The following is a 22,344-nucleotide window of genomic DNA, read 5'->3' as shown; positions in this document are numbered from 1 at the left end:
TTGGGTTCCCGCCGCATAAATACACGAGAGCGAGGGACGCGAATGGCGCCTGATGAACAGTCGAGCAAGGGGCAGTCGGTAGGATCAGTCTCCGGCGATCCAGCCTATGCGGCGATGATCGCCAAAGCCCGATCTCTCGTGCCGCAGTTGCTTGAGCGGGCGGCTCGCACCGAGGAACTGCGGCACCTGCCACCGGAGACCGAGCGGGACCTGCATGAGGCTGGGCTGTTCCGGATGCTTCAGCCGAAACGCATTGGCGGCGCCGAGCTCGACTACGTCGCTCTGGTCGATTGCGCCGAGCTGCTGGGACGGGCCGACGCGTCGGTGGCATGGAATCTTGCCAATCTAGCGAGCCACCATTGGATGCTCGGCATGTTCGAGCAGAGCGCGCAGGATGCGGTCTGGGGCCGAGATCCGGACGTGCTGATTGCCTCCTCGTTCATCTTCCCTGCCGGCCGCGCCAGCAAGGTGGAGCGCGGATACCGGCTGCACGGAAGCTGGCCGTTCTCGTCGGGCGTTGGCTCCTGCGCGTGGAACATGCTTGCGAGCGTCGTCTCCTCCGAGGACGAAGCCGACGGTATCGAATACCGCATCTTCCTGTTGCCGAAGGCCGACTACAAGATCCTCGACACCTGGAACGTCGCCGGACTGCGCGGCACGGGCTCGTCGGATGTGGAAGTCAGGGACGCCTTTGTGCCCGAGCACATGACGGTCGCTGTCGGTGATCTCGCTGGCGGCGCGACGCCCGGCAGCAAGGTGAACCCCAATCCGCTGTACGCGCTGCCCGTGTTCTCTTTGTTTCCCTATGTTCTCTCCGGCGTCGCACTCGGGAATGCGCAGGCATGCCTGGACGATTATGCGGAGGTCGTCCGTCACCGCATATCGACATACAACCGCGCCAAGCTGAGCGATTTCCAGAGCACGCAAATCAAGATCGCGGAGGCCTCCGCCAAGATCGATGCTGCGCGCCTCATCATGCGCTCGGCCTGCATCGCGGCGATGGAGGACGCCCGGCGCGGCCACACACCCGACATGGCGACCAAGACCAGATATCGACGCGATGGAGCATTCTCGGTCAATCTGTGCACGGAGGCCGTCTCGATGCTGTTCTCGGCGAGCGGCGCGCGCGGCCTGTTCACGACCGGCGTGTTGCAGCGGCAGTTTCGCGATGCACACGCGATCAATTCGCACCTCGCATTCAATTTCGATGCGGCCGGAACCAACTTTGGACGCGTGGCACTCGGCCTTCCGTCCGAGAATCTCACGCTGTGAGACCGGCCGATGAATGACTTGCCAAAACAGCCTGCCGCTCCTGATCCGGCCAATGAATTCGCGAGCGACAGCTCGCAGATTGATCCGCGTGATTTTCGCAACGCACTCGGCACCTACGGGACGGGTGTAACAATCATCACAGCGACGGCCGCTGATGGAAAGCCGTACGGTATCACCTGCAATTCGTTTGCGTCGGTCTCCTTGAATCCACCCCTGGTCCTCTGGAGCCTCGGAGTCTATTCATCGAGCCTGACCGTGTTCCAGAACGCCAGCCATTTCACGGTCCACGTGCTGGGCACCTCGCAGCAGGCGCTTGCAAACAAATTTGCAAAGTCATCCGACGACAAATTCGCGGGCGTGAACTGGACGCCTGGCCTCGGAAATGCACCGGTCCTTGCCGAGAGCGTGGCCAACTTTCAGTGCCGATCCGTCAATCGCTATTATGGTGGCGATCACGTGATCTTTCTCGGTGCGGTCGAGGCTTATGCCTATGGCGCAAAAGAGCCGCTGCTGTTTGCGCGGGGGACGTATGGCCGCTTTCTGGCTGACGACGAGCGCAAGAAGTCGTCGTAGGGGCAACTCGAGTGCGCTCGTTAGTTCAGTGGTCGGTGGCGGAGAGCTTGTAAATTTCCAAAGCGTCAGCGTCTGCGCCGCGTGCGGCCTTGGCCAACCTGAATATCTGGCCTGCAAGTGTCGCCATCGGTACCGGCGTTGACGTCGCCCGTGCCACGTCGGCAACCGTATCGAGGTCCTTCAGCATCGTCGCGATATGGCCGAGCGGCGGCGAATGGATCCCCTGGACCATGCGCGGGACGAAGAGCTGAAGCGGGATCGAATCCGCAAAACCGCCGGCCAGCGCTTCGGGCAACCGGCTCGCGTCAATTCCTGCATTCGAGGCAAGGCGCGTGGCCTCCGCAAGCACCGCCATGGCGCACCCCACGATCACCTGGTTGCAGAGCTTTGTGGTCTGTCCAGCCCCGATCGGACCCATGTGGGTGAACCGGCGTGCCATGGCCAGCACATAAGGGCGCGCCCTCTCAATATCAGCAGCTTCTCCGCCCGCCATGATGGCCAGCGTGCCTTCTTCGGCACCCTTGGTGCCGCCGGACACCGGCGCATCAATCCAGCTTGCGCCATTCCCGGCTTTCAAGCGTATCGCGAGCTCGCGTGCGGCGTCGGGGTGGATCGAGGAGAAGTCGACCAGGAGCTTGCCTGCACCAGAAGCGGCTGCAAGACCCTCCTTTCCGAAGACCACCTCTTCGACGGCGGCGGCATCGGTCAGGCACATGAAGACGATGTCGCAGCTCGCCAAGAGCTCACGCGGCGTGTCGGCGCACTTGGCGCCGGCTTCAACGAGCGGAGCGACCTTGCTCTCCGAACGGTTCCAGACGCTGACGTGATAACCGGCCTCGAGCAGCCGACGGGTCATCGGCGTTCCCATCAGCCCGAGGCCGAGATAGCCGAGCCTCTCGATGCCTTGCGCGTTTATCTTGCTCGGATCAGCCATGGGTTGCCTCCTTCTGTCGCGGCGCAGCGCCGCGCGACCACTCGCACCATACAGAACGCATTCCGCAGCGAAACCAGCCGGCACGCATGGCTTGCCTGATTGTTTGAACCATGAAACATTTGAGCCGGTCGGGTTGGGTGGCGTCGGTCGGCGCCGGAGCAACGGAGTGGGCACGATGCGGGCAGTTTCGAGGTGGATGCTGGCAATAGGGGCTGTAACGGCCATGATCGCGGGCGCAAGCGCCTCACAGGCCCAGCAGACCATCCGCGTGGGCTGGACCATCCCGGCCGAGGAATCCAAATACTGGATGATGCGCGGGCCGGCCGAATTTCCGGATATCGGGAAGACCTATAAGATCGAATGGACCCAGTTTCAGGGCACCGCGCCGATGACGCAGGCCTTGGCGGCCGGCGCTCTGGATTGCGCGACGCAGGCGCCGCTGTCGCTTGCCAATGGCGTAGTCGGCGGCAATCTCAAGGCCTACATAGTGGCGCAGCACGTGTTCGAGAAGCCCGGCGGCTTCTCGGTCTACTGGGCGGTCATGGATGATTCCCCAATCAAGACGATCGCCGACCTCAAGGGCAAGACCGTCGGCATTTCCGTGATCGGCGGCGGCACGCAAGGTCCCTTTAACCTGCTGCTGAAGCAGAATGGCGTCGATCCGGCCAAGGACATCAAGCTGGTCGAGGTTGGCTTCGCCGTCTCCGAGGATGCTCTGCGCCAGGGCCGCGTCGATGCGGTCAACATGAACCAGCCCTTTGCGGCGCGGGCGGAAGCCAAGGGCGGCACTCGCAAATTGTTCTCGCTGTCGCAGGCCATGCCGAACATCGTGCATATCCTGGAAGCCTGTCGCGCCGATTTCGTCGACAAGAACCCTGAACTAGCCAAGGCCTATGTCCGCGACATCACGTCGGGCATGAAGAAGGCGCTGGCGAACCGCGAAGAGACGCTGAAGGTTGTCAATGAAGTTCTAAAAGCGCCGATTCCAGTGCTCGACACCTACCTGCTGAAGGACAATGATTTTGGCCGCGATCCCGGCGCTGCGCCGAATTTCCCGGCGATCCAGAAGATGCTCGACATCTATGCGGATACGGGGATGCTGCCGAAGCTGGATGTGGCGCAGTTCAAGCATCCAACGATCGTGGCGCCGCTGCAATAGGCGATCCGCGGGCCCGCAAGACCACGAGGGGCCATGTCCCGCCGGGTGCGCGACGTGGCATGAAGACGATGCGATCATGAAGAAGTTGCGATCACGGATTACCACTGACGGCCTCGACAGAGCGCCGCACCGCGCCTTCATGCGCGGCATGGGGCTGGATGATGCGGCCATCGCCAAGCCGATGGTGGGCATTGTCAGCATGAAGGGCGAACAGACGCCCTGCAACATGACGCATGACTTCCAGGTGGCCGCGGCCAAGATCGGGATCGAGGAGGCTGGCGGCACGCCGCGCGAATTCTCGACCATCTCGGTGTCGGACGGCATCAGCATGAATCACGAGGGGATGAAGTTCTCTCTGTTCTCGCGCGAGTTGATCGCCGACTCCATCGAAGCCGTCGTTCACGGCCTCGCCTATGACGCCCTGATCGGATATGGCGGGTGCGACAAGACGCTTCCCGGCGTGATGATGGGCATGGTTCGTTGTAACGTGCCTTCGATCTTCATCTATGGCGGTAGCTCGCTGCCGGGCCGCGTCGATGGGCGGACGCTGACGGTGCTCGACTCCTACGAGGCTGTCGGTAGCTTCATGACCGGAGAGATCGACGCCGCGACACTTGAGCGCATCGAGCGCGCCTGCCTGCCGACCATCGGCGCCTGCGCCGGCCAGTTCACCGCGAACACCATGGGGATGGTGTCGGAGGCAATGGGCCTGACCATTCCCAATGTATCGATGGTGCCCGGCGTCTACGCCGAGCGCGCCCAGATCTCGCGCCGCGCCGGACGGCTGATCATGGAGATGCTGGCGCGTGGCGGTCCGCTGCCACGCGATATCGTGACGCGAAAGTCGCTGGAAAACGGTGCGGCGATTGTTGCCGCGACGGGTGGTTCGACCAATGCCGCGCTACACCTGCCGGCGATCGCCAACGAGGCCGGGATTGGATTTACAATCGGCAATGTCGGAGAGGTCTTCGCCAGAACGCCGTTGATCGGAAACTTGCGCCCCGGGGGAAAGTACACGGCGAAAGACGTCTACGACATCGGCGGCGCGGCTGTCGTGATCCGCGAGTTGATCCAGAGCGGGCATATCGATGCCAGTTGCCTCACCATCACGGGCCGTACGCTTGCGGAAGAATACGGTGCGGCCAATGCGCCTGATGGAGAAGTCGTTTATGCGGCCCGCGCGCCGATCATGCCTGACGGCGGCGTTGCGGTGCTGAAGGGCAATCTCTGTCCCGATGGCGCGGTCATCAAGGTCGCGGGCTTGAAAAGCCAGTTCTTCGAAGGTGTAGCGCGCGTCTTCGAGGATGAGGAAGCTTGCGTGGCGGCTGTTCGCGACCGCAGCTACAAGGCCGGCGAAGTCTTGGTGATCCGCAACGAAGGGCCAGTCGGCGGTCCCGGTATGCGCGAGATGCTCGGCGTCACCGCACTGATCTATGGCCAGGGCATGGGTGAGAAGGTCGCCCTCATCACCGATGGGCGGTTTTCGGGTGCCACGCGCGGCATGTGCATTGGCTATGTCTCTCCGGAGGCGTACGTCGGTGGTCCACTGGCGCTCGTGCGCGATGGCGACAGGATCCGGATTGATGCTACCGGCCGCCGCATGGACCTGTTGGTCGACGAGCAGGAACTCGCTGCACGCCGGCGCGATTGGAAGCAGCGCCCGCCGCGCCATCGCGCTGGCGCCTTGGCGAAATATGCACGTCTGGTCGGTCAAGCACCAGGCGGAGCCGTCACGCATGAAGGACCGGCGGAGTGGCCGTGGTTCGATTGAAGCATCGTGCGCGCGAAAAATGACGGAACGTTTTGGCAAGTTTCTTGCTAAGCTCGTGCGCTGACGGATGGCATTCAGCTGAGCGGCTGCATGACATTCGCGTAAGTGATGCTAGAAACGGGATGAAGGTAGTGCCTTCGAGATCGAGTGAATGGGTGAGACCGGTGACGTCACAAAGGCCGGCTTCTACGATCATCGAGATCGACCGCGTCTCGCAGGTCTTCCAGACCTCGGCGCGCAAGGACCACTTGGCGCTGTCGGATATCTCCCTGACGATCGAGGAGGGCGCGTTCGTCTCCATCCTCGGTCCGTCCGGCTGTGGCAAGTCGACCCTGCTTTACATCGTCGGTGGCTTCGTCAGTCCAACCACCGGCGCGGCGAAGATGAAAGGACAGGCGATCACGGGACCGGGGCCGGATCGTGGACCGGTATTCCAGGAGTTCGCGCTGTTTCCGTGGAAGACCGTGCTGGGCAACGTGATGTATGGCCCTCGCCAACAGGGCGTGCGCGCCAACGAGGCAGAGGTACAAAGCCGAGCCCTGATAGAGATGGTCGGCCTGAAGGGCTACGAGAATTTCTACCCCAAAGAACTATCGGGCGGCATGAAGCAGCGCGTCGCACTGGCTCGAACGCTCGCCTACCATCCCGAGGTCCTGTTGATGGACGAGCCGTTCGGTGCGCTCGATGCTCATACCCGAACGCGCCTTCAGAACGATCTGCTGAATATCTGGGAGCGTGACCGCAAGACGGTGCTGTTCGTCACCCACTCCGTCGACGAAGCCGTCTTCCTCTCGGACAAGGTCGTGATGATGTCGAAATCCCCCGGTCGCATTCGGGAAGTCATCGAGATCGATTTGCCGCGACCGCGACGCCGTAACGAGCTGCTGCTGGACCCGCGCTATCAGAAATGTGTCGTCGACATCGAGCGCATGTTCGATGAAAGCGATAAAGTCGGGTCGCCGTCTTGATCTCGGCAGCTGCCTTGACCAGACGCGCTGCGCCCGTGCTGGCTTGCGCCGCCTTGTTGGCGGTGTGGCAGATCGCGTCGCTCGCGCTCAAGAGCGATAGTTTCCCGACCGCGCTAGAAGCGATCCGGACGATACCGGATATCCTCGGCGACCAGGAATCTCTGATCAACATCCTGGCGTCGCTCCGTCGCATGGCGATCGGCTTCGGCATCGCGGTACTGGTTTCGATTCCGCTCGGTCTGTTGATGGGCCGCAGCCGGGCTGTTGCAGCCTTCTTCAACCCGCTGCTGATGGTAATCTACCCGGTGCCGAAGGCGGCGTTGATGCCGATCATTATGCTGTGGCTTGGTGTCGGCGATATCACCAAGACGCTGGTGATCTTCCTCGGCGTCAGCCTCCCCGTGATCTACCACAGCTTTGAGGGTGCCAAGGCCGTCGAAGAGAAGATGCTGTGGTCTGGCGCGGCGATGGGACTTTCGCCCTTGCAGCGCCTGGCCCGAATCGTGTTGCCTGCCGCGCTTCCGGAAATCCTGACCGGGTGCCGCACTGGCCTTGTGCTGGCATTGATCACGATGATTACCAGCGAGATGATCGCGCGTCAGTCAGGAGCGGGGAACATCCTGTTCAACGCGCTTGATATGGGCCAGTACGACACGGTCTACGCAATGATCATCATTGTCGGTGCGATGGGCATTTGCCTGGATGCGGCGTTCGAGCGCATTCGTGCAAGGCTAGTGCGCTGGTCTGAGCCGCAGTTCGACATGCCGCTGAGCTTCTCATGATGCCGCGTTCTCTCTCGGCAAACCTCATCTTCGGGCTGGCACCAATCGTATCGGTGATCGCGCTGTGGCAGGGCTTGGTCTCATTCGGCTTCGCGCCTGTGGTCCTGCTGCCGCCGCCGGGCGTCGTCTTCGGCCGGCTGCTCCAGCAACTCGTGACCTGGACGTTCCAGCAGGAAATCGCGGCGACGCTGATCCGGCTGTTTGCCGGCTTCGCGATTGCGGTCGTGCTCGGCGTCAGCATCGGTATTGCGGCCGCCGCTAGCCCTGCGATCAACGAGTTGGTTCGGCCGATCGTGCGCGTGCTCGCGCCGTTGCCGAAGGTCGCGCTCTATCCGGCGTTGCTGCTACTTCTTGGCTTCGGCCACGGATCGAAAATTACGCTGGTGACCGCGGACGCGCTCTTTCCCATTCTGCTGTCCACCTATTACGGCGCCTCGACGGTCGAACAGAAGCTGATCTGGTCGGCGATGGCGGCGGGAACGCCGCGTTACCAAATCCTATTCAGGGTCGTGTTGCCGGCCGCGATGCCGTCGATCTTGACCGGGTGCCGGATCGGCCTTGTCATTTCCTGCATCGTGGTGTTTCTGGCCGAGATGATCACATCGACGGACGGCTTGGGGCATGCGCTCGTGACGGCCGCCCGCACCTTCCAGGCTGTCGACATGTTTGTGCCGCTGATTACGATCTCGCTGCTGGGATTGGTCCTGAATGCCTTCCTGGGCGCCGTGCGATCGTACCTCCTGCGGGGCTTTCCAGAGGCCTGAGCTGACGAACAAGAAAACCAGAAGACCGGGAGTGAATCATGCTGGCTGATCGCATCGAGGCAAAATGGATCGACGCATTTTGCGAAATCTTTGAGCGATGCGCCGTCAAGGCCGGCGATACCGCGGCGATCCTCTCCGAGACGCAGTCGCGTGCGCTGAATGTGCACCTCGCAGAGCTGGCCCTCCTGCGAATGGGAGCGAAGCCGTTCCACGTCGTCATGCCGACGCCGCGCAACCGGAACATCGTCCCGGTTCGTTCGACAGGGGCCAGCGAGGCGATTCAGAAGCTCAGTCCGGTGATCAGCGCGCTTCAGCAGGCCGGATTCGTGGTGGATTGCACCATTGAGGGCCTGATGCATGCGGTGGAGACACCTGAGATCCTGAAAGCCGGCGCGCGCATCCTGGTGATCTCCAACGAGCACCCGGAGGCGCTGGAGCGGATGACGCCGGATCCCGCGCTTGAGAAGCGCGTTCGCGCTGCCGCCAAGATGCTGCGCGGGACCAAGCGGATGCGAGTGACATCGAAAGCCGGCACAGCCCTCGATGTGGACATGGTCGGCGCTTCGACGGTCGGTGTGTGGGGTTGGACCGACAAGCCGGGCACGCTGGCACATTGGCCGGGCGGCATCGTCGTCAGTTTCCCGAAGAGCGGAACGATCAACGGCACGCTGGTGATGGCGCCCGGCGATATCAACCTCACCTTCAAGCGCTATTTGACCTCACCGGTGAAAATGACCCTGAAGGACGATTACGTCGTCGAGCTGGAAGGTATTGGCACGGATGCGGCGATGATGCGTGCTTATCTCGCCGCCTGGGGGGACCGCGAGGCCTACGCCGTGTCGCATGTCGGCTTCGGCATGAATCCGGCGGCCCGCTATGAGGCGCTGTCGATGTATGACCAGCGCGACACCAACGGCACTGAAATTCGCGCCGTGTCCGGCAACTTTCTGTTCTCGACCGGTGCCAATGAGTTCGCGGGCCGCTACACTGCGGGCCATTTTGACCTACCGATGATGGGAACGACCATCGAACTCGATGGCATCGCGGTGGTGCGGGAAGGTGTCCTCCAGGACGTCTTCGGCTAACCGCGGTCGATGACCGGCGGGCGAGCTAGGTCGAAGTGCCGAAGCAGGTCGACCATGGCCTGGAGCCGTTTCGCGCGATAGGCCTCGACGTCCATGCTTGAGTAATCGAGGAAGCCAGCGCCCGTGCGCAAGCCGATCCGGCCCTCATGCATATTGCGTGAGATGACGTCCGGTGCACGATATCGGTCGCTGCCGAGCGCCCCTTCGAGGTAGCGGCTGGCGTAGTAAAGGATATCCCCGCCGCCCCAATCGATGAACTCGAGTAGCCCGAGCACGGCATAGCGGAAGCCGAATCCGTAGCGGATCGCTTTGTCGATCTCCTCCGCACTGGCGACGCCTTCTTCGACCATGCGTGCGGCCTCATTCATGGCGAGGGCCTGGATACGCGGGACGATGAATCCGGGTGTGGCAGCGCAGACGACGGGTACCTTGCCGATGCTTTCGAGCAGGGCCTTCACCTCCTCGATGATGGCTGGGTCCGTGGCCTGGCCGGGTGACACTTCCACGAGCGGAATCAGATAGGCCGGGTTGAGCCAGTGCACATTGAGGAACCGGCGGGGATTCACGATTGCGCTGGAGAGATCGTCAACGAGAATGGTCGACGTCGTCGAGGCAATGATCGTGTCGGGGCTGACCTGTCGTGAAGCCGCCGCTAGCACCTCGCGCTTGAGCTCGACGACCTCGGGAACGCCCTCGAAGACTATTCCGGCTCCGGACAGTGCGGCGCCGCATTGGCGCGCCGGAAGCACCGAAACCCGCGCAATGAGCAGATTAGCGTCTGCCTCCGTCAGCAGTCCCAGCTTGGAGAGGTTGGCAAAGGTCTTCCTGACTTCACCGAGCGCGTCCGCCTCCAGTCTGGCGAAATCTTCCTCCGTGCGCGCCTTGATGTCGATCATCGTGACAATGTGCCCCGCATAGGCGAAAGCGACGGCGATGCCGCAGCCCATGCGACCGGCCCCGAGGCAGGCTATGTTGGCGCGTCGGGTCATCAGTCAGAATCCTTCGCGAAGCAGTGTTTGCAATTCGGCCTTGTGAAACTTGCCAAGCCCCAGGGTCTCCAAGGTGCGGCCGCCTTGCGCAAAGTCCTCGCCACAGATTGCGCCGCCGATTGCCAGAAAGGCCTTGGCGAGCGGTGTGCCGACGCCTGCCAGACCAGCAACGGACACCAGCAGCGATAGTCCCAGCCTCAAATCCTCGCGCATGTAGCGGTGCTCGGTCAGCACGATCCGCTCGCGCCAATCGCCGGAATCCGTCAGACGATCATGCGAGCCGCGGCCGTACATCCAGATCTCGCCTTCCTTGGCGTAATGGTGCGCGAGCGGAAAATGCGGTGCGCTATATCCAAGCACCTCGCGCACAGCGATCCTCTCGGCATCCAGTGCGTCAGTCACCCGCCGGATCGCAGCTTGCGTTCCTTCCTTGTGAATGTCCCACCGCTCGAAATGCTCGATCGGACCCGCGTTCATCACGATCAACGGGGGATGAATGATAGGGCCTGCATTCATCAGCGCGCCGGATAGCGCGTCACCGCAGGGCTCGATCGCATCGGGGAACGCGCGTCCAATCACCTCGAGCGCGTGCGACGCCTGGTTGAGCGGGAACACGCCGACCGGCAGCCGCTTTGCGCGGATGGTGATTGCGACCTCGAAGGACCCGTGCTTGCGGGTGAGCCAGGGCAATGTGCCGGTCTCAGCAAAGCTCGCTTGGGCGCGATTGCCGGCATCGCGCGCGGCCTGGGCGAAGATCATCGAGCCGAAGGTCGCGGGTGGCAGAAACACGACCTGACCGTCGCGCAGATGCGGAGCGAGCAAACGCGCGATGTCCTGCTGCGCGAAGGCGGGGGCAGGACACAGGATCAGCTCCGCGCCGTTGATCGCTTCGGCGATGTCGTTCGTCACCTTCGCCAGCTTGACGTCGTGCCGGCCATTGTGGTCCTTGACGAGGATGCGTGAGCCGGCGGCACGATGGGCTTCGACCAGCCCGGCGTCACGGCGCCAGAGCCGGACCTCATGCCCCGACAGTGCAAAATCGCCTGCGGCCGCGAAAGAGCCGTTTCCTCCACCCAGAACCGCAATCTTCAAGATGCTTCTCCTTGCGCGCGCGATTGCGCATCAAGCTGCTTCAGCAGGAAGTGCTGAACCTTGCCCAGCGCAGTACGCGGCAGGTCCGCGACGAAAACGATGTCGCGCGGAACCTTGTAGCGGGCGAGCTGGGCCTGAAGATGCGCCCTCAGCTCGTCCGCTTCGATGCGGCAGCCGGATCGCCGGATGACATACGCAATCGGCACCTCGTCCCAGCGCGGGTCCTGCCTTCCGATCACGGCGCATTCGCTGACATCTGGATGTTCCAGCAGAACACGCTCGACCTCGGCCGGGTAGACGTTCTCGCCGCCGGAAATGATCATGTTCTTCTTGCGATCACGAACCCAGAAATAGCCTTCGGGGTCGCACAGGCCGATATCGCCGGTGCGATACCAGCCGTCCTGCAGCGCCTCGCGCGTCGCGTCCGCATTGCCCCAATATTCGAAGAACACGTTGGGCCCTCGTACGGCGATTTCGCCGGGCGTGCCCACCGGCACTTCATTGCCGCCCTGATCAATCACCCTGGCTTCGCAGCACAGGCCGGCAAGTCCGGTTGATCCCGTGCGCGACAGGTCGCCGCCGAGGCGCGTGTAGATGGCGATAGGGCAGGTTTCGGTCGAGCCATAAACCTGCAGCACCGGCACGCCGCGCGCGACGAAGCGATCAATCAGGTGTGGCGGCACAATGGTCGAGCCGGTGGCGACGGCTTTCAGCGAGGAGAGATCGGTCGTCGCCCAGGCGGGATGCTCGCTGACAGCCTGGATGATCGCCGGCACCATCACCGTGAGGGTCGGGCGATCCCGCTCGATGGTCGCGAGCGCCGTGTCCGGCGTGAACCGGGCTTGGATGGTGACCGTCGCGCCAAGCTGGAGCGCCGCGGTCGTCTGGATGTTGAGACCGCCGACGTGGAAGAACGGCAGCACCGTCAATACATGATCGTCCGAGGTCATGTTGTGCATGTGCTGGCTCATGACGCCGTTCCAGAACAGTGCCTCCTGGCGCAGCACCGCGCCTTTCGGGCGACCGGTCGTGCCTGACGTATAGACGATGAGCAACGGGCAGGAGAGATCGGTGTGCGGGTTGCGCCCGCTACCCTGGCTGCGTGCTACCAGACCTTCGAAAGTCACGCCACGCAAGGGCGCAAAATCGAAGCCGATGACTGCAGTGCCCCGCGAGAGTTCGGAAAGAACACCCTCAAAGGCTTGCTCAAGCACGAGCACCTTGGCGCCGGCATCGGTGAGGATGAAGAGCTGCTCGGCAACCGCCAGCCGCCAGTTCAGTGGCACCAGCATCGCGCCGAGCCGTGCACAGGCATAGAGCAGGACCAGATAGTCCGGCCGGTTCAGGCTCAGGATCGCGACGCGATCACCGCGGCCGACACCGAACTCCCGTTTCAAGGCTGTGGCGGTCCGCCCGACGCGGTCTGCGAATGCGGCGTAGCTCAGCCGCTCACCCTCAAAGGCAACGGCCGTCTTGTCTGGCGCGAACGCCGCGTTGCGATCGATCAGACTGCAGAGATCCACCGTCAGTCGTCCGTTTCGCCGGCCTCATACAGCGCCTCGCGACCGATCCGGTCGAGGCAGAGCTCAGCCGTCCAGGGCAGCATCAGCGAGCCGCAGCGGCTGTCGCGATAGATGCGCTCCAGCGGTAGCGAGCGGAGCATCGCCTGTCCGCCGCAGGTGCGGATGGCGAGCGCAGCGAGCTCATTGGCGCCTTCCATCACCGAATATTGCGCGGCATAAGCCCGCAGCACCTGCTCCTTGCTCGGATTGGCGCGTGCCTCGGTGATAGCTTGGAACCAGACCGCCTTGATCTGCTCCAGCTTGATCTGCATCTGCGCGACCGCAATCTGCTTGGTCGGGTACATCCGCCGCTTGACCGGCGGCATGCCCGGTACCTCGCCGCGCAGATAACGCACCGTGAAATCGTAAGCCGCTTGTGCGAGACCCATATAGGTCGGTGACAGCGTCAGGAACATGTGGGGCCAGCGCATTGCGGCCTGGAAATAGACCCCGCGTGGCATCAGCGCGGAATCTTCCGGCACGAACGCGTCCTTGAACAGCAGCGTTCGGGAGACGGTTCCGCGCATGCCGAGTGGATCCCAATCGCCGACGACGGAAACGCCTTGTGATTTTGCCGATATCGCGAGGTAAAGCGTATTGCGGCGTGAGGCCTTCTCGCCCTCCTCAATCTCGGTGCAGAGCACGCCGTAATAGTCGGCATGGCCGGAGAGCGATGCAAAGATCTTCTTGCCGTTGACGATCCAGCCGCCTTCGACAGGCTTCGCCTCCGTGCCGAAGGCAACGCCGCCGGCGGCCGCCGCTCCGCCCTCGGAAAAGGGTTGCGAATAGATCGCGCCGTCCTCGACGATCCGCTTGTAGTGGATGGCACGCCGCTTTTCATGTTCGGCGCGGGTCTCAGCATCCATATCGAGATCATCGGCCAGCGGTCCTGACCACAGCGTCGAGCAGACATGCATGTTCCAGGTCAGCGCGGTTGCGCCGCAATAACGGCCGACCTCCGCTGCGGCCAGCGCGTAGGTCTGGTAGTTCGCCCCCAGCCCGCCATGCTTCCTGGGCACAGCGATGCCGAGCAAGCCGACGCGATGCAGGTCACGATAATTCTCTGTCGGGAACACGGCCTCGCGATCGTAGACGGCGGCACGACCAGCGAACACGCTCTGGCCGATCTCGCGCGCCCGCGCGACAATAGCGGCCTGTTCGTCGCTCAGCCGGAATGCCGCGGGATCGAAGATCGGCGCATCCAGCACGACCTTGTCGGTTGCGCCGATGGTCTTGCTGACTTGCATGGTCATGGTGCAGTCACCCGTGATTTGCGAGGATAGAATCGACGAAGCGGCCGAGCGCTTTGCCGAAGGCGTCCGGTCGTTCAAGGTTGGCAAGATGGCCGACGCCGGGGAGTTCGACATATTCGGCCGCGGGAATGTAGGTCGCCATCTTTGCCATCATCGGCGCAGGCGCATTGTTGTCCTTGGAGCCGGACAGCAGCAGGGTCGGAACCGAAATGTCCTTGAGCGTGCTGCGCTGATCGAAGCCGACCAGCGCAAGCATCATGGCGCGATAGCTCGCTTCGGGCACGCTTGCCATGCACTCGCGCGCAAGCTCCATTCCGTTGGGATCGGGATCATCGCCGACGAGTTCCTTCACCAGCGAAGGCGCCAGCGAGTTCATGGTCTCACCGCGATTGAGCGGGCCCAGCCGCGACTCTATGAACGATTTCTGCCAGTCGCCATCGGCCTTGCCGAATGCCGGGCTGGTTTGCGCAAGGACAACGGCGCGAGCGAGTTTCGGCGATTGCGTCAGCCATTTCTGGACGACCATGCCGCCGATCGAATGTCCAACCAGAATCGGGCTTCTCACCCCGATCTGCTCGATAAAATGCTGGAGTGCATCAGCCAAGGCAGCGATGCTGACGCTGCCGAGCGGCGCCGATCCGCCATAGCCCGGCATGTCCCATGCGATCGTGTGGAAACGATCGCCGAATGTGGCGAGCTGTTGCCGCCAGGCTCGCGCCGCACCACCGATGCCGTGCAGGAAAATCAGGGACGTGGCCGCCGGATTGCCCGAGACTTCATAGGCGAAGCCTCCGTCCCTTGTTGTCATTGGCACAGGCTGCGACACGCGACGTCCTTTTGCTTGGCCAGGAGATGCTAACAGGCTCGCAGAGGATGGGAAGAGATAATTTTATACTTAAAGCAATTTTCGGGCCGTTCGCCCGCGTAACAGCGTTGGCGGCGTCGATCGGCGCTTTCGTTGCAAAAATTTGAAGGTTAAAATATATCGGGAGAACGATCAGCAGATCCTAGGGAGCAAGCGCATGTCCGGGTTGCCGCATTCGCCGCACGCGCTGGTGACCGGAGGAGGTCGCGGCATCGGCCGCGCGATTGCGGGGGCCCTTGTCGGGGCTGGTGCCACTGTGACGGTGCTCGGCCGGAGCGCTGCCCCCCTCGAGGAGGCTGTCAACGCGGGCGCAGCACATTATGCCGCTATTGCCGACGTTTCGGACGAAACTGCGCTGAATGCGGCGATCGCCGAAGCCCAGGCGCGAAAGCCGATCGATATCCTGATCGCCAACGCCGGCAGCGCCGAATCCGCGCCATTTGCGAAATCGGACGGTGCCCTTTTTGCGCGCATGATGGAAGTTAATTTCATGGGTGTTGTCCATGCCTTCCGCGCCGTGCTGCCAGGGATGAAAGATAGCCCGTATGGACGCGTCGTCGCCATTGCATCGACGGCCGGGCTCAAAGGCTATGCGTATGTGAGCGCGTACACGGCGGCGAAGCACGCTGTGGTCGGTCTCGTGCGTTCGCTGGCCCTGGAGATGGCCGGCAGCAACGTCACTGTGAATGCTGTGTGCCCTGGCTTCACCGACACTGATCTGGTTGCCGGCAGCATCGACAGCATCATGAAGAAGACCGGGCGAACCCGCGAGCAGGCGATCGCCGAACTGGCCAAGCACAATCCGCAGGGCCGCCTGATCAGGCCGCGAGAAGTAGCTAATGCGGTGCTCTGGCTGTGCAGCGAAGACGCCGGAGCCATCACCGGACAGGCGATTGCGGTCGCCGGTGGCGAAATCTAGTGCGGGGGCGCAGGCGCGGAGCAAGAAAGCTAAGGAGATCGTATGAGCAGACCAGCCAACCCCGTCACCGTGCCGCTGGCGGATTATTCGCCGCAACACTTCCTGTTGGCGGTGGTCGACGGCGTTGCCACGGTAACGCTCAACCGTCCGGAGCGGAAGAATCCGCTGACCTTCGAGAGCTATCGCGAGCTGACGGATTTCTTCCGCGCCTGCGCCTTCGACGATGCGGTCAAGTCGATCGTGGTCACCGGTGCCGGCGGCAATTTTTCCTCCGGCGGCGATGTGTTCGAGATCATCGGCCCGCTGGTGAAGATGGACACCAAGGGGCTGACGGCGTTCACGCGGATGACCGGTGATCTCGTCAAGGCGATGCGGGCCTGTCCACAGCCGATCGTGGCCGCGGTCGAGGGCATCTGCGCCGGCGCTGGCGCGATCATCGCCATGGCGTCCGACATGCGGCTCGTCGCGAGCGGAGCCAAGGTGGCGTTCCTGTTCAACAAGGTCGGTCTTGCCGGGTGCGACATGGGCGCCTGCGCGATCCTGCCGCGGATCATCGGCCAGTCCCGCGCCTCCGAACTCCTGTACACCGGCCGGTTCATGACCGCAGAAGAAGGGGAACGCTGGGGCTTCTTCAGCCGGATCGTCACACCGGAGCAAGTCCTCCCCCAGGCGCAGCTGCTCGCCAAGCAGGTGGCGGAAGGGCCGACCTTCGGTAACACCATGACCAAGCGGATGCTGGCGATGGAATGGGCAATGTCGGTGGAGGAAGCGATCGAGGCTGAAGCTGTCGCCCAGGCCTTGTGCATGACGACAGCCGATTTCGAGCGCGCTTACGAAGCTTTTGCCAACAAGGTCAAACCGATCTTCAGGGGGGACTGAGCGGCAAATTCCGGTCGCCCACCACCGCTAAACGAGACTTGCCAGAAATTACTTTATGCTTAAAATAGTTTTCATGGCCGGGTGAATTGGCGAGGCGCCCATGAAAGTCGCGATCATCGGTGGTGGACCTGCGGGTCTCTACGCAGCGATCCTGCTGAAGAAGCAGCGCCCGAGCGCCGACATCACTGTCTATGAGCGCAACCGCGCCGACGATACGTTCGGCTTCGGCGTGGTGTTTTCGGACGCCACGCTCGACAATTTCGAAAAGCACGATCTGCCGACCTACCGTCGCATCACCCAGGAATTCGCTTACTGGGACGATATCGCTGTCCATTTTCGCGGCACGGTGCACCGGGTCGGCGGCAACGGTTTTTGCGGCTGCTCGCGGCGAAAGCTGCTGTTGATCCTGCAAGAGCGAGCGCGCGAGCTCGGTGTCAGCCTGCATTTCGAGGAGGATATCGACGACGAATTGCGCTTTGCCGAGGCCGATCTCATCCTGATCGCCGATGGCGTCAACAGCCGTTTCCGCGAGAAATATGCCGAGGACTTCCAGCCGGAGGTCGACGTTCGCACCAACAAGTTCGCGTGGATGGGCTCGACCAGGCCGCTCGACGCCTTCACCTTTATCTTTCAGGAAACGGAGTGGGGACCCTTCATCGCCCATGCCTATCAGTACGAAGCCGGGCTCTCGACCTGGATCTTCGAGACCGATCCGGCGACATTTGAGCGGGCGGGGCTGACCGGGTTGAATGAAGCCCAATCCGCTGCACGGATGGCTGAGATCTTTGGTTGGTTCCTTGATGGACACAAGTTGCTCACCAACCGCTCGATGTGGCGCAACTTCCCGATGATCCGCAGCAAGCGCTGGGTCAAGGACAACATGGTCCTGCTCGGCGACGCCAAGGCGAGCGCGCATTTCTCGATCGGTTCCGGGACCAAGCTGGCGATGGAAGATGCGATCGCGCTGGCCGAGGCGATGGCGACGGCGCCTGATCTCAAGGCCGCGCTCGAGGTTTATGAGCATGGCCGCCGCGAGGAGGTCGAGAAGACCCAGCACGCCGCGGACGTCTCGCTGGTCTGGTTCGAGCACGTCGACCGCTTCTGGGATTTCGATCCCGTGCAATTCGCCTTCGGCGTGATGACGCGCTCCAAAGCGATCACTTATGACAATCTGAAGCTCCGCGCGCCCGATTTTGTGAGCGAGGTCGAGAAGTCGTTCGCCCGGCAGGTGCGGAGCAACGGCTTCAACGTCGACACCGAAAAGACGACGGTGCCGCTGTTTCAGCCAATCCGTTTGCGCAAGATGGAGATCGCCAACCGTGCCGTGATGTCGCCGATGTGCATGTACTCGGCGAAGGAAGGCGTGCCGACCGACTTTCATCTGGTGCATTACGGCTCGCGCGCCATTGGCGGTGCGGGCCTGATCTTCACCGAGATGACCTGCGTCAGCCGTGATGCCCGGATCACGCCGGGTTGCGCCGGATTGTGGAATGACGAGCAGGAGACGGCTTGGCGACGTATCGTGGATTTCGTTCACGGCAACTCCGCCGCGAAAATCTGCCTGCAACTCGGGCATGCCGGCCGCAAAGGCGCGACCAAGCTGATGTGGGACGGCATCGATCGCCCACTGGACGAAGGCGGCTGGGATGTGGTCTCGGCTTCGCCGCTGCCTTACTTTTCCGATAGCCAGGTGCCGCGTGAGCTCGATCGTGCCGGAATGAATGCAGTGCGAGACTCGTTCGTCGCCGCGGCCGAGCGCGGCGAGCGTTGCGGCTTCGATATGCTCGAACTGCATTGCGCCCACGGCTATCTGCTCGCGAGCTTCATCTCGCCGCTGACGAACACGCGTACAGACGAATATGGCGGCTCGTTCGAAAACCGGCTGCGCTTCCCGCTCGAGGTCTTCGAGGCCTTGCGGGCTGTATGGCCGAAGCACAAGCCGATGTCGGTGCGTATTTCCGCGACTGACTGGGCAGATGGCGGCATCACGGGTGACGATGCGGTTGCCATCGCGCGAGCCTTCGCTGAGGCCGGCGTCGATCTCGTCGACGTCTCGACCGGGCAGACCGTCCGCGATGCACAGCCGGTCTATGGCCGCATGTTCCAGACGCCCTTCTCCGATCAGGTCCGCAACGAGGCGCGGGTGGCGACCATGTGCGTCGGCAACATCACAACAGCGGACCAGGCCAACACCATTTTGGCGGCCGGCCGGGCCGACCTGGTTGCGCTCGGGCGGCCGCATCTGGTCGACCCCTTCTTCACCATGAAGGCGGCGGCCTGGTATGGGGCGGAGAACACGTTCTGCCCGCGGCAATATCTGCCCGGCCAGGAACAGATTTTCCGCAATAGCATCCGCGACCGGCAGGATCTCGAGGAGCTGCGAATTAAGGCTAAGCCCAAGACCCGGGCCGAGCTCAAGGCCGAGGCGACAAAGCCGCTTGCGGCGGAGTGACTGCCCGTGCGACGTTAACCCCATTGCCTGGCGTATTCGAGTGGAGTTGAGGGCGATGAAGGCGATTATCGTCGGCGGTGGTATTGGTGGTCTCACCACGGCTTTGATGCTGCGGGCCCGCGGCATCAGCTGCGAAATTTTCGAGCAGTCCGACACGATCAGAGAGCTCGGTGTCGGTATCAACACGCTTCCGCACGCCATGCGCGAGCTTGCCAGCCTTGGTCTCCTGCAGAAGCTCGATGAGGTCGCGATCCGGACCGACCAGCTCTATTACCTCAACCGCCATGGCCAGGAGGTCTGGCGCGAAGCCCGCGGCATCGACGCCGGCCACGACGTGCCGCAATTCTCGATCCACCGCGGCCGTCTTCAGGGCGTCATCCATCGCGCCGTCGAGGAGCGGCTTGGGGCGGAGGCTATCCACACCGGTTGCCGGCTCGGTGCGTTCACGCAAGATGAGGGTGGCGTCACCGCCTATTTCTTCGACCGCGCCGACGCGCACATCCACACCGCGCGAGGCGACATCCTGATCGGGGCCGACGGCATCCATTCGCGGGTCCGTGACACGCTGTTCCCGAACGAGGGACCGCCGTGCTGGAACGGTTTGATGCTGTGGCGCGGTGCGCGCGACTGGCCGCTGTTCCTCACAGGCAAGTCGATGATCGTCGCGGGCGGCCTCAATGCCAAGGTGGTGATCTATCCGATCGCAGAGGGTTCGAGCTCGGCGAGCCGTCTCACCAATTGGGCAGTGCTGGTGAAAGTAGGCGAGGGCAATGCGCCGCCGCCGCGGAAAGAAGACTGGTCCCGCCCGGGTCGACGCGAGGAGCTGATGCCGCACGTCGCGCGCTTCTCCGTGCCTTACATCGACGTGAAGAGCCTGATCTCGGCGACGCCCGAATTCTACGAATATCCGACCTGCGACCGCGATCCCTTGCCCTATTGGTCGTCGGGTCGCGTCACGCTGCTCGGCGATGCCGCGCATCCCATGTATCCGGTGGGATCCAACGGCGCCTCGCAGGCAATCCTCGACGCGCGTTGTCTCGCCGACGCACTGGTTCGCGCCGAGCATCCGCGACAGGCGCTCATGGAATACGAGAAAAAGCGGCTGCCTATGACCGCAGATATCGTCCGCTCCAATCGACGCGGCGGCCCAGAGGGCGTCATCGACGCCGTCGAGCAGCTCGCGCCCGACGGCTTCGAGAATGTCGACAATGTGCTGAGCTATTCGCAGCGCGAGGCGATCGTTCGCGGTTACGCCACCAAAGCCGGCTTCGCTGCGGTGCCGGGGCTCGCAGCGGTGCGCGCTTAGCTGGCGCCGGGCGGCGGCGGCAGGAAGTGGATGTTGAACTCGGCGGCCATCGCCACCACGTCCTCCGGCTTCTGCTCCTTCATGTTGTGAAGGCCCCAGAACAGGTCGAACAGTTTTTTGGTCGGTGACACCCAGAACAGAACTTTTGCCGTCTGGTCCGATTTGTTGAAGATACCGTGTGGCACGCCCATGCCAAGCCGGATCAGATCGCCGGGGGTCGCCTGCGCCTCTGAATTGCCGAGCATGAAGTCGAGCTTGCCCTCCAGCATGTAGAGATACTCATCCTGATCGGGATGGATGTGCGGCGGCACGAATGTGCCCGGTGGCAGGGTGGCGTGCCAGGAGAAGCTGTTCTCGGCGCAGCTCTTGGGCACATAGGTCTGGCCGAGAATGTTCCAGGAGATGCCCTGGATTCCCTCATTGGCCCGTGTGATGCCGGTGATTTCGCTTTTCATGGCAGTCCTCCCTTAACGCGACGCGCAGCCTTAGTTCGCCTTGCAATCCTTGGCATAGCGGTCGCCGTAATTCTCAAAAACCTTCTGAACGATCTCGGTCTGGAACTTGCCGTCCGGGCGTTTGGCGACCTTGGTCAGGTAGAAATCCTGAATCGGATAGCCGTTGGTGTTGAACTTGAACGACCCGCGCAGCGACGTGAAGTCCGCCTTCTTGAGCGCAGCCGCAACGGCGTCCTTGTTGGAGAGATCACCCTTTACGCTCTTGACTGCGCTGTCGATCAGCATTGCAGCATCATGGGCCTGGAAAGCGTAAGTGCCGGGCACGCTGTTATACGTGGTCTCATAGGCGGCGACGAACTTCTTGTTTTGGGGATTGTCGAGATTGGGCGCCCAGTTGGCGCCGCCAAACATGCCGACGGCTGCATCCTGCTGCGCCGGCAAAGTCGATTCATCCACTGTGAAGGCAGAGAGCACTGGAATGCTATCGGCGAGACCTGCCTGCTTGTACTGCTTGACGAGATTGACGCCGAGCCCTCCCGGCATGAACGTGAACAGCGCATCAGGCTTCTGGGCCGCAATCTTCGATAGCTCCGGCTGGAAATCCAGCGTGTTCAGCGGCATGTAGGACTCTTCGACGATCTCGCCTTTGTAGTCCAGCTTGAAGCCCGCGACCGAATCCTTGCCGGCCTGATAGTTCGGTACCATCACATACACGCGCTTGTAGCCGCGATCCTGCGCCACCTTCCCGAGGATCTCATGTACCTGGTCGTTTTGATAGGATGTCACATAGAAGAACGGGTTGCAGTCCTTGCCGGCAAAGGTCGACGGGCCGGCGTTGGGACTGATCAAGAATGTCTTGGAGTCCGTAACCGGCCGGTGGATCGCCTGCAGGATATTGGAGAAGATCGGCCCGACAACGAAGTCGACCTTGTCGCGCTCGAGCAGGCCCTTGACCTTGGTCACGGCCGCGTCGGGCTTCAACTCATCATCGACGACGACCACTTCGACATCGCGGCCCCCCATCTTGCCGCCGAGATCTTTGACCGCAAGTGCAAAGCCGTCGCGAACCTGCTGGCCCAGCGCAGCGGCGGGTCCCGATAGCGTCACGATCACGCCGAGCTTGATCTTTTCCTGGGCGAAGGCAGAACTCATCGCGGTGCCGAGCAGCAAGGCGGCCGCAGCCAAAGTCAGTTGCGTCTTCATGATCTGTCCCCCCGTGATATCGGGCTTGCGCTGCAAGCCGCGTGCACTTCGATCCGAGCTT

Annotated in this window: 20 protein-coding genes; 12 read left to right on the top strand and 8 right to left on the bottom strand. The window is 62.5% G+C overall.

Annotated features, from left to right (window positions below; all coding sequences use genetic code 11):
• Nucleotides 1-42 precede the first annotated feature (42 nt).
• Together XH88_RS29690 and XH88_RS29685 are read left to right on the top strand one after the other, a co-directional pair.
• The gene (locus tag XH88_RS29690; protein ID WP_271671773.1) at nucleotides 43-1,272 is read left to right on the top strand and encodes an acyl-CoA dehydrogenase family protein; all 1,230 of its coding nucleotides are present in this window, start codon (nucleotides 43-45) and stop codon (nucleotides 1,270-1,272) included.
• 9 nt (nucleotides 1,273-1,281) lie between these two features.
• Nucleotides 1,282-1,845 (top strand): flavin reductase family protein, encoded by a 564-nt coding sequence (locus tag XH88_RS29685; protein ID WP_271671772.1) that lies wholly within the window; start codon nucleotides 1,282-1,284, stop codon nucleotides 1,843-1,845.
• Nucleotides 1,846-1,870: 25 nt separating this feature from the next.
• On the opposite strand, the gene XH88_RS29680 is transcribed toward XH88_RS29685, so the two are convergent.
• Nucleotides 1,871-2,779 (bottom strand): NAD(P)-dependent oxidoreductase, encoded by a 909-nt coding sequence (locus XH88_RS29680; RefSeq protein WP_271671771.1) that lies wholly within the window; start codon nucleotides 2,777-2,779, stop codon nucleotides 1,871-1,873.
• Nucleotides 2,780-2,954: 175 nt separating this feature from the next.
• Here XH88_RS29680 and XH88_RS29675 point away from each other — a divergent pair, with 175 nt between their 5' ends.
• The 6 genes from XH88_RS29675 (at nucleotide 2,955) to XH88_RS29650 (ending at nucleotide 9,308) form a co-directional block, all read left to right on the top strand.
• A complete protein-coding gene (locus XH88_RS29675) occupies nucleotides 2,955-3,938 on the top strand; it encodes an ABC transporter substrate-binding protein (protein ID WP_271671770.1) in 984 nt (327 codons plus the stop codon).
• 76 nt (nucleotides 3,939-4,014) lie between these two features.
• Nucleotides 4,015-5,709 carry a dihydroxy-acid dehydratase gene (gene ilvD, locus XH88_RS29670; protein WP_271671769.1) on the top strand — a complete coding sequence of 565 codons (1,695 nt, stop codon included), beginning with the start codon at nucleotides 4,015-4,017 and terminating at the stop codon, nucleotides 5,707-5,709.
• Nucleotides 5,710-5,831: 122 nt separating this feature from the next.
• Nucleotides 5,832-6,677 (top strand): ABC transporter ATP-binding protein, encoded by an 846-nt coding sequence (locus XH88_RS29665; protein ID WP_271671768.1) that lies wholly within the window; start codon nucleotides 5,832-5,834, stop codon nucleotides 6,675-6,677.
• The gene (locus XH88_RS29660; RefSeq protein WP_271671767.1) at nucleotides 6,674-7,459 is read left to right on the top strand and encodes an ABC transporter permease; all 786 of its coding nucleotides are present in this window, start codon (nucleotides 6,674-6,676) and stop codon (nucleotides 7,457-7,459) included. The genes XH88_RS29665 and XH88_RS29660 overlap by 4 nt, the downstream gene beginning before the upstream one ends.
• A complete protein-coding gene (locus tag XH88_RS29655) occupies nucleotides 7,456-8,223 on the top strand; it encodes an ABC transporter permease (protein ID WP_271671766.1) in 768 nt (255 codons plus the stop codon). The genes XH88_RS29660 and XH88_RS29655 overlap by 4 nt, the downstream gene beginning before the upstream one ends.
• Before the next feature lie 38 nt (nucleotides 8,224-8,261).
• Nucleotides 8,262-9,308, top strand: a complete 1,047-nt coding sequence (locus XH88_RS29650; RefSeq protein ID WP_271671765.1) for a peptidase M29 — start codon at nucleotides 8,262-8,264, stop codon at nucleotides 9,306-9,308.
• Here XH88_RS29650 and XH88_RS29645 read toward each other — a convergent pair.
• The 5 genes from XH88_RS29645 to XH88_RS29625 are packed head-to-tail and all read right to left on the bottom strand — an operon-like array spanning nucleotide 9,305 to nucleotide 15,012.
• Nucleotides 9,305-10,297, bottom strand: coding sequence for a 3-hydroxybutyryl-CoA dehydrogenase (locus tag XH88_RS29645; protein WP_271671764.1), 993 nt, complete (start codon nucleotides 10,295-10,297; stop codon nucleotides 9,305-9,307). The genes XH88_RS29650 and XH88_RS29645 overlap by 4 nt on opposite strands.
• Nucleotides 10,298-10,300: 3 nt before the next feature.
• Complete coding sequence (locus XH88_RS29640; RefSeq protein ID WP_271671763.1) at nucleotides 10,301-11,389, bottom strand: NAD/NADP-dependent octopine/nopaline dehydrogenase family protein; 1,089 nt, start codon at nucleotides 11,387-11,389, stop codon at nucleotides 10,301-10,303.
• Entirely contained in the window at nucleotides 11,386-12,912 is a 1,527-nt protein-coding gene (locus XH88_RS29635; protein ID WP_271671762.1) for a class I adenylate-forming enzyme family protein, read from the bottom strand. Before XH88_RS29635 ends, XH88_RS29640 begins: the two co-directional genes overlap by 4 nt.
• A gap of 2 nt (nucleotides 12,913-12,914) precedes the next feature.
• Complete coding sequence (locus XH88_RS29630) at nucleotides 12,915-14,204, bottom strand: acyl-CoA dehydrogenase family protein (protein ID WP_271671761.1); 1,290 nt, start codon at nucleotides 14,202-14,204, stop codon at nucleotides 12,915-12,917.
• A gap of 7 nt (nucleotides 14,205-14,211) precedes the next feature.
• Nucleotides 14,212-15,012 carry an alpha/beta fold hydrolase gene (locus XH88_RS29625; protein ID WP_271671760.1) on the bottom strand — a complete coding sequence of 267 codons (801 nt, stop codon included), beginning with the start codon at nucleotides 15,010-15,012 and terminating at the stop codon, nucleotides 14,212-14,214.
• A 214-nt stretch (nucleotides 15,013-15,226) separates the two neighbouring features.
• On the opposite strand from XH88_RS29625, the gene XH88_RS29620 reads away from it, so the two are divergent.
• The 4 genes from XH88_RS29620 (at nucleotide 15,227) to XH88_RS29605 (ending at nucleotide 20,625) form a co-directional block, all read left to right on the top strand.
• Nucleotides 15,227-15,988, top strand: a complete 762-nt coding sequence (locus XH88_RS29620) for an SDR family NAD(P)-dependent oxidoreductase (RefSeq protein WP_271671759.1) — start codon at nucleotides 15,227-15,229, stop codon at nucleotides 15,986-15,988.
• 42 nt (nucleotides 15,989-16,030) lie between these two features.
• Entirely contained in the window at nucleotides 16,031-16,867 is an 837-nt protein-coding gene (locus tag XH88_RS29615) for an enoyl-CoA hydratase family protein (RefSeq protein WP_271671758.1), read from the top strand.
• A 100-nt stretch (nucleotides 16,868-16,967) separates the two neighbouring features.
• Nucleotides 16,968-19,319, top strand: a complete 2,352-nt coding sequence (locus tag XH88_RS29610) for a bifunctional salicylyl-CoA 5-hydroxylase/oxidoreductase (RefSeq protein WP_271671757.1) — start codon at nucleotides 16,968-16,970, stop codon at nucleotides 19,317-19,319.
• Nucleotides 19,320-19,374: 55 nt separating this feature from the next.
• A complete protein-coding gene (locus tag XH88_RS29605) occupies nucleotides 19,375-20,625 on the top strand; it encodes a flavin-dependent oxidoreductase (RefSeq protein WP_271671756.1) in 1,251 nt (416 codons plus the stop codon).
• On the opposite strand, the gene XH88_RS29600 is transcribed toward XH88_RS29605, so the two are convergent.
• Together XH88_RS29600 and XH88_RS29595 are read right to left on the bottom strand one after the other, a co-directional pair.
• Nucleotides 20,622-21,080, bottom strand: coding sequence for a cupin domain-containing protein (locus XH88_RS29600; RefSeq protein WP_271671755.1), 459 nt, complete (start codon nucleotides 21,078-21,080; stop codon nucleotides 20,622-20,624). The two genes, XH88_RS29605 and XH88_RS29600, sit on opposite strands and share 4 nt — an antisense overlap.
• 30 nt (nucleotides 21,081-21,110) lie before the next feature.
• Nucleotides 21,111-22,283: an ABC transporter substrate-binding protein gene (locus XH88_RS29595; RefSeq protein WP_271671754.1), complete on the bottom strand. Its 1,173-nt coding sequence runs from the start codon at nucleotides 22,281-22,283 to the stop codon at nucleotides 21,111-21,113.
• Nucleotides 22,284-22,344 lie beyond the last annotated feature (61 nt).

The sequence above is a fragment of the Bradyrhizobium sp. CCBAU 51627 genome, assembly GCF_028128765.1.
In the GTDB taxonomy this organism is placed as follows: Bacteria; Pseudomonadota; Alphaproteobacteria; order Rhizobiales; family Xanthobacteraceae; genus Bradyrhizobium.
The sequence above is the reverse complement of the archived record's forward strand: the minus strand, read 5'-3'. Positions and strand labels throughout refer to the sequence as shown.

What these genes read in the sequence shown, in the direction of transcription:
- XH88_RS29690 (WP_271671773.1), top strand. Translation starts at nt 43, where the DNA reads ATGGCGCCTGATGAACAGTCGAGCAAGGGGCAGTCGGTAGGATCAGTC.
- XH88_RS29680 (WP_271671771.1), bottom strand. Translation starts at nt 2,779, where the DNA reads ATGGCTGATCCGAGCAAGATAAACGCGCAAGGCATCGAGAGGCTCGGC.
- XH88_RS29650 (WP_271671765.1), top strand. Translation starts at nt 8,262, where the DNA reads ATGCTGGCTGATCGCATCGAGGCAAAATGGATCGACGCATTTTGCGAA.
- XH88_RS29610 (WP_271671757.1), top strand. Translation starts at nt 16,968, where the DNA reads ATGAAAGTCGCGATCATCGGTGGTGGACCTGCGGGTCTCTACGCAGCG.
- XH88_RS29620 (WP_271671759.1), top strand. Translation starts at nt 15,227, where the DNA reads ATGTCCGGGTTGCCGCATTCGCCGCACGCGCTGGTGACCGGAGGAGGT.
- XH88_RS29685 (WP_271671772.1), top strand. Translation starts at nt 1,282, where the DNA reads ATGAATGACTTGCCAAAACAGCCTGCCGCTCCTGATCCGGCCAATGAA.
- XH88_RS29605 (WP_271671756.1), top strand. Translation starts at nt 19,375, where the DNA reads ATGAAGGCGATTATCGTCGGCGGTGGTATTGGTGGTCTCACCACGGCT.
- XH88_RS29600 (WP_271671755.1), bottom strand. Translation starts at nt 21,080, where the DNA reads ATGAAAAGCGAAATCACCGGCATCACACGGGCCAATGAGGGAATCCAG.
- XH88_RS29665 (WP_271671768.1), top strand. Translation starts at nt 5,832, where the DNA reads ATGAAGGTAGTGCCTTCGAGATCGAGTGAATGGGTGAGACCGGTGACG.
- XH88_RS29675 (WP_271671770.1), top strand. Translation starts at nt 2,955, where the DNA reads ATGCGGGCAGTTTCGAGGTGGATGCTGGCAATAGGGGCTGTAACGGCC.
- XH88_RS29630 (WP_271671761.1), bottom strand. Translation starts at nt 14,204, where the DNA reads ATGACCATGCAAGTCAGCAAGACCATCGGCGCAACCGACAAGGTCGTG.
- XH88_RS29615 (WP_271671758.1), top strand. Translation starts at nt 16,031, where the DNA reads ATGAGCAGACCAGCCAACCCCGTCACCGTGCCGCTGGCGGATTATTCG.
- XH88_RS29595 (WP_271671754.1), bottom strand. Translation starts at nt 22,283, where the DNA reads ATGAAGACGCAACTGACTTTGGCTGCGGCCGCCTTGCTGCTCGGCACC.
- XH88_RS29625 (WP_271671760.1), bottom strand. Translation starts at nt 15,012, where the DNA reads ATGACAACAAGGGACGGAGGCTTCGCCTATGAAGTCTCGGGCAATCCG.
- XH88_RS29645 (WP_271671764.1), bottom strand. Translation starts at nt 10,297, where the DNA reads ATGACCCGACGCGCCAACATAGCCTGCCTCGGGGCCGGTCGCATGGGC.
- XH88_RS29655 (WP_271671766.1), top strand. Translation starts at nt 7,456, where the DNA reads ATGATGCCGCGTTCTCTCTCGGCAAACCTCATCTTCGGGCTGGCACCA.
- ilvD (WP_271671769.1), top strand. Translation starts at nt 4,015, where the DNA reads ATGAAGAAGTTGCGATCACGGATTACCACTGACGGCCTCGACAGAGCG.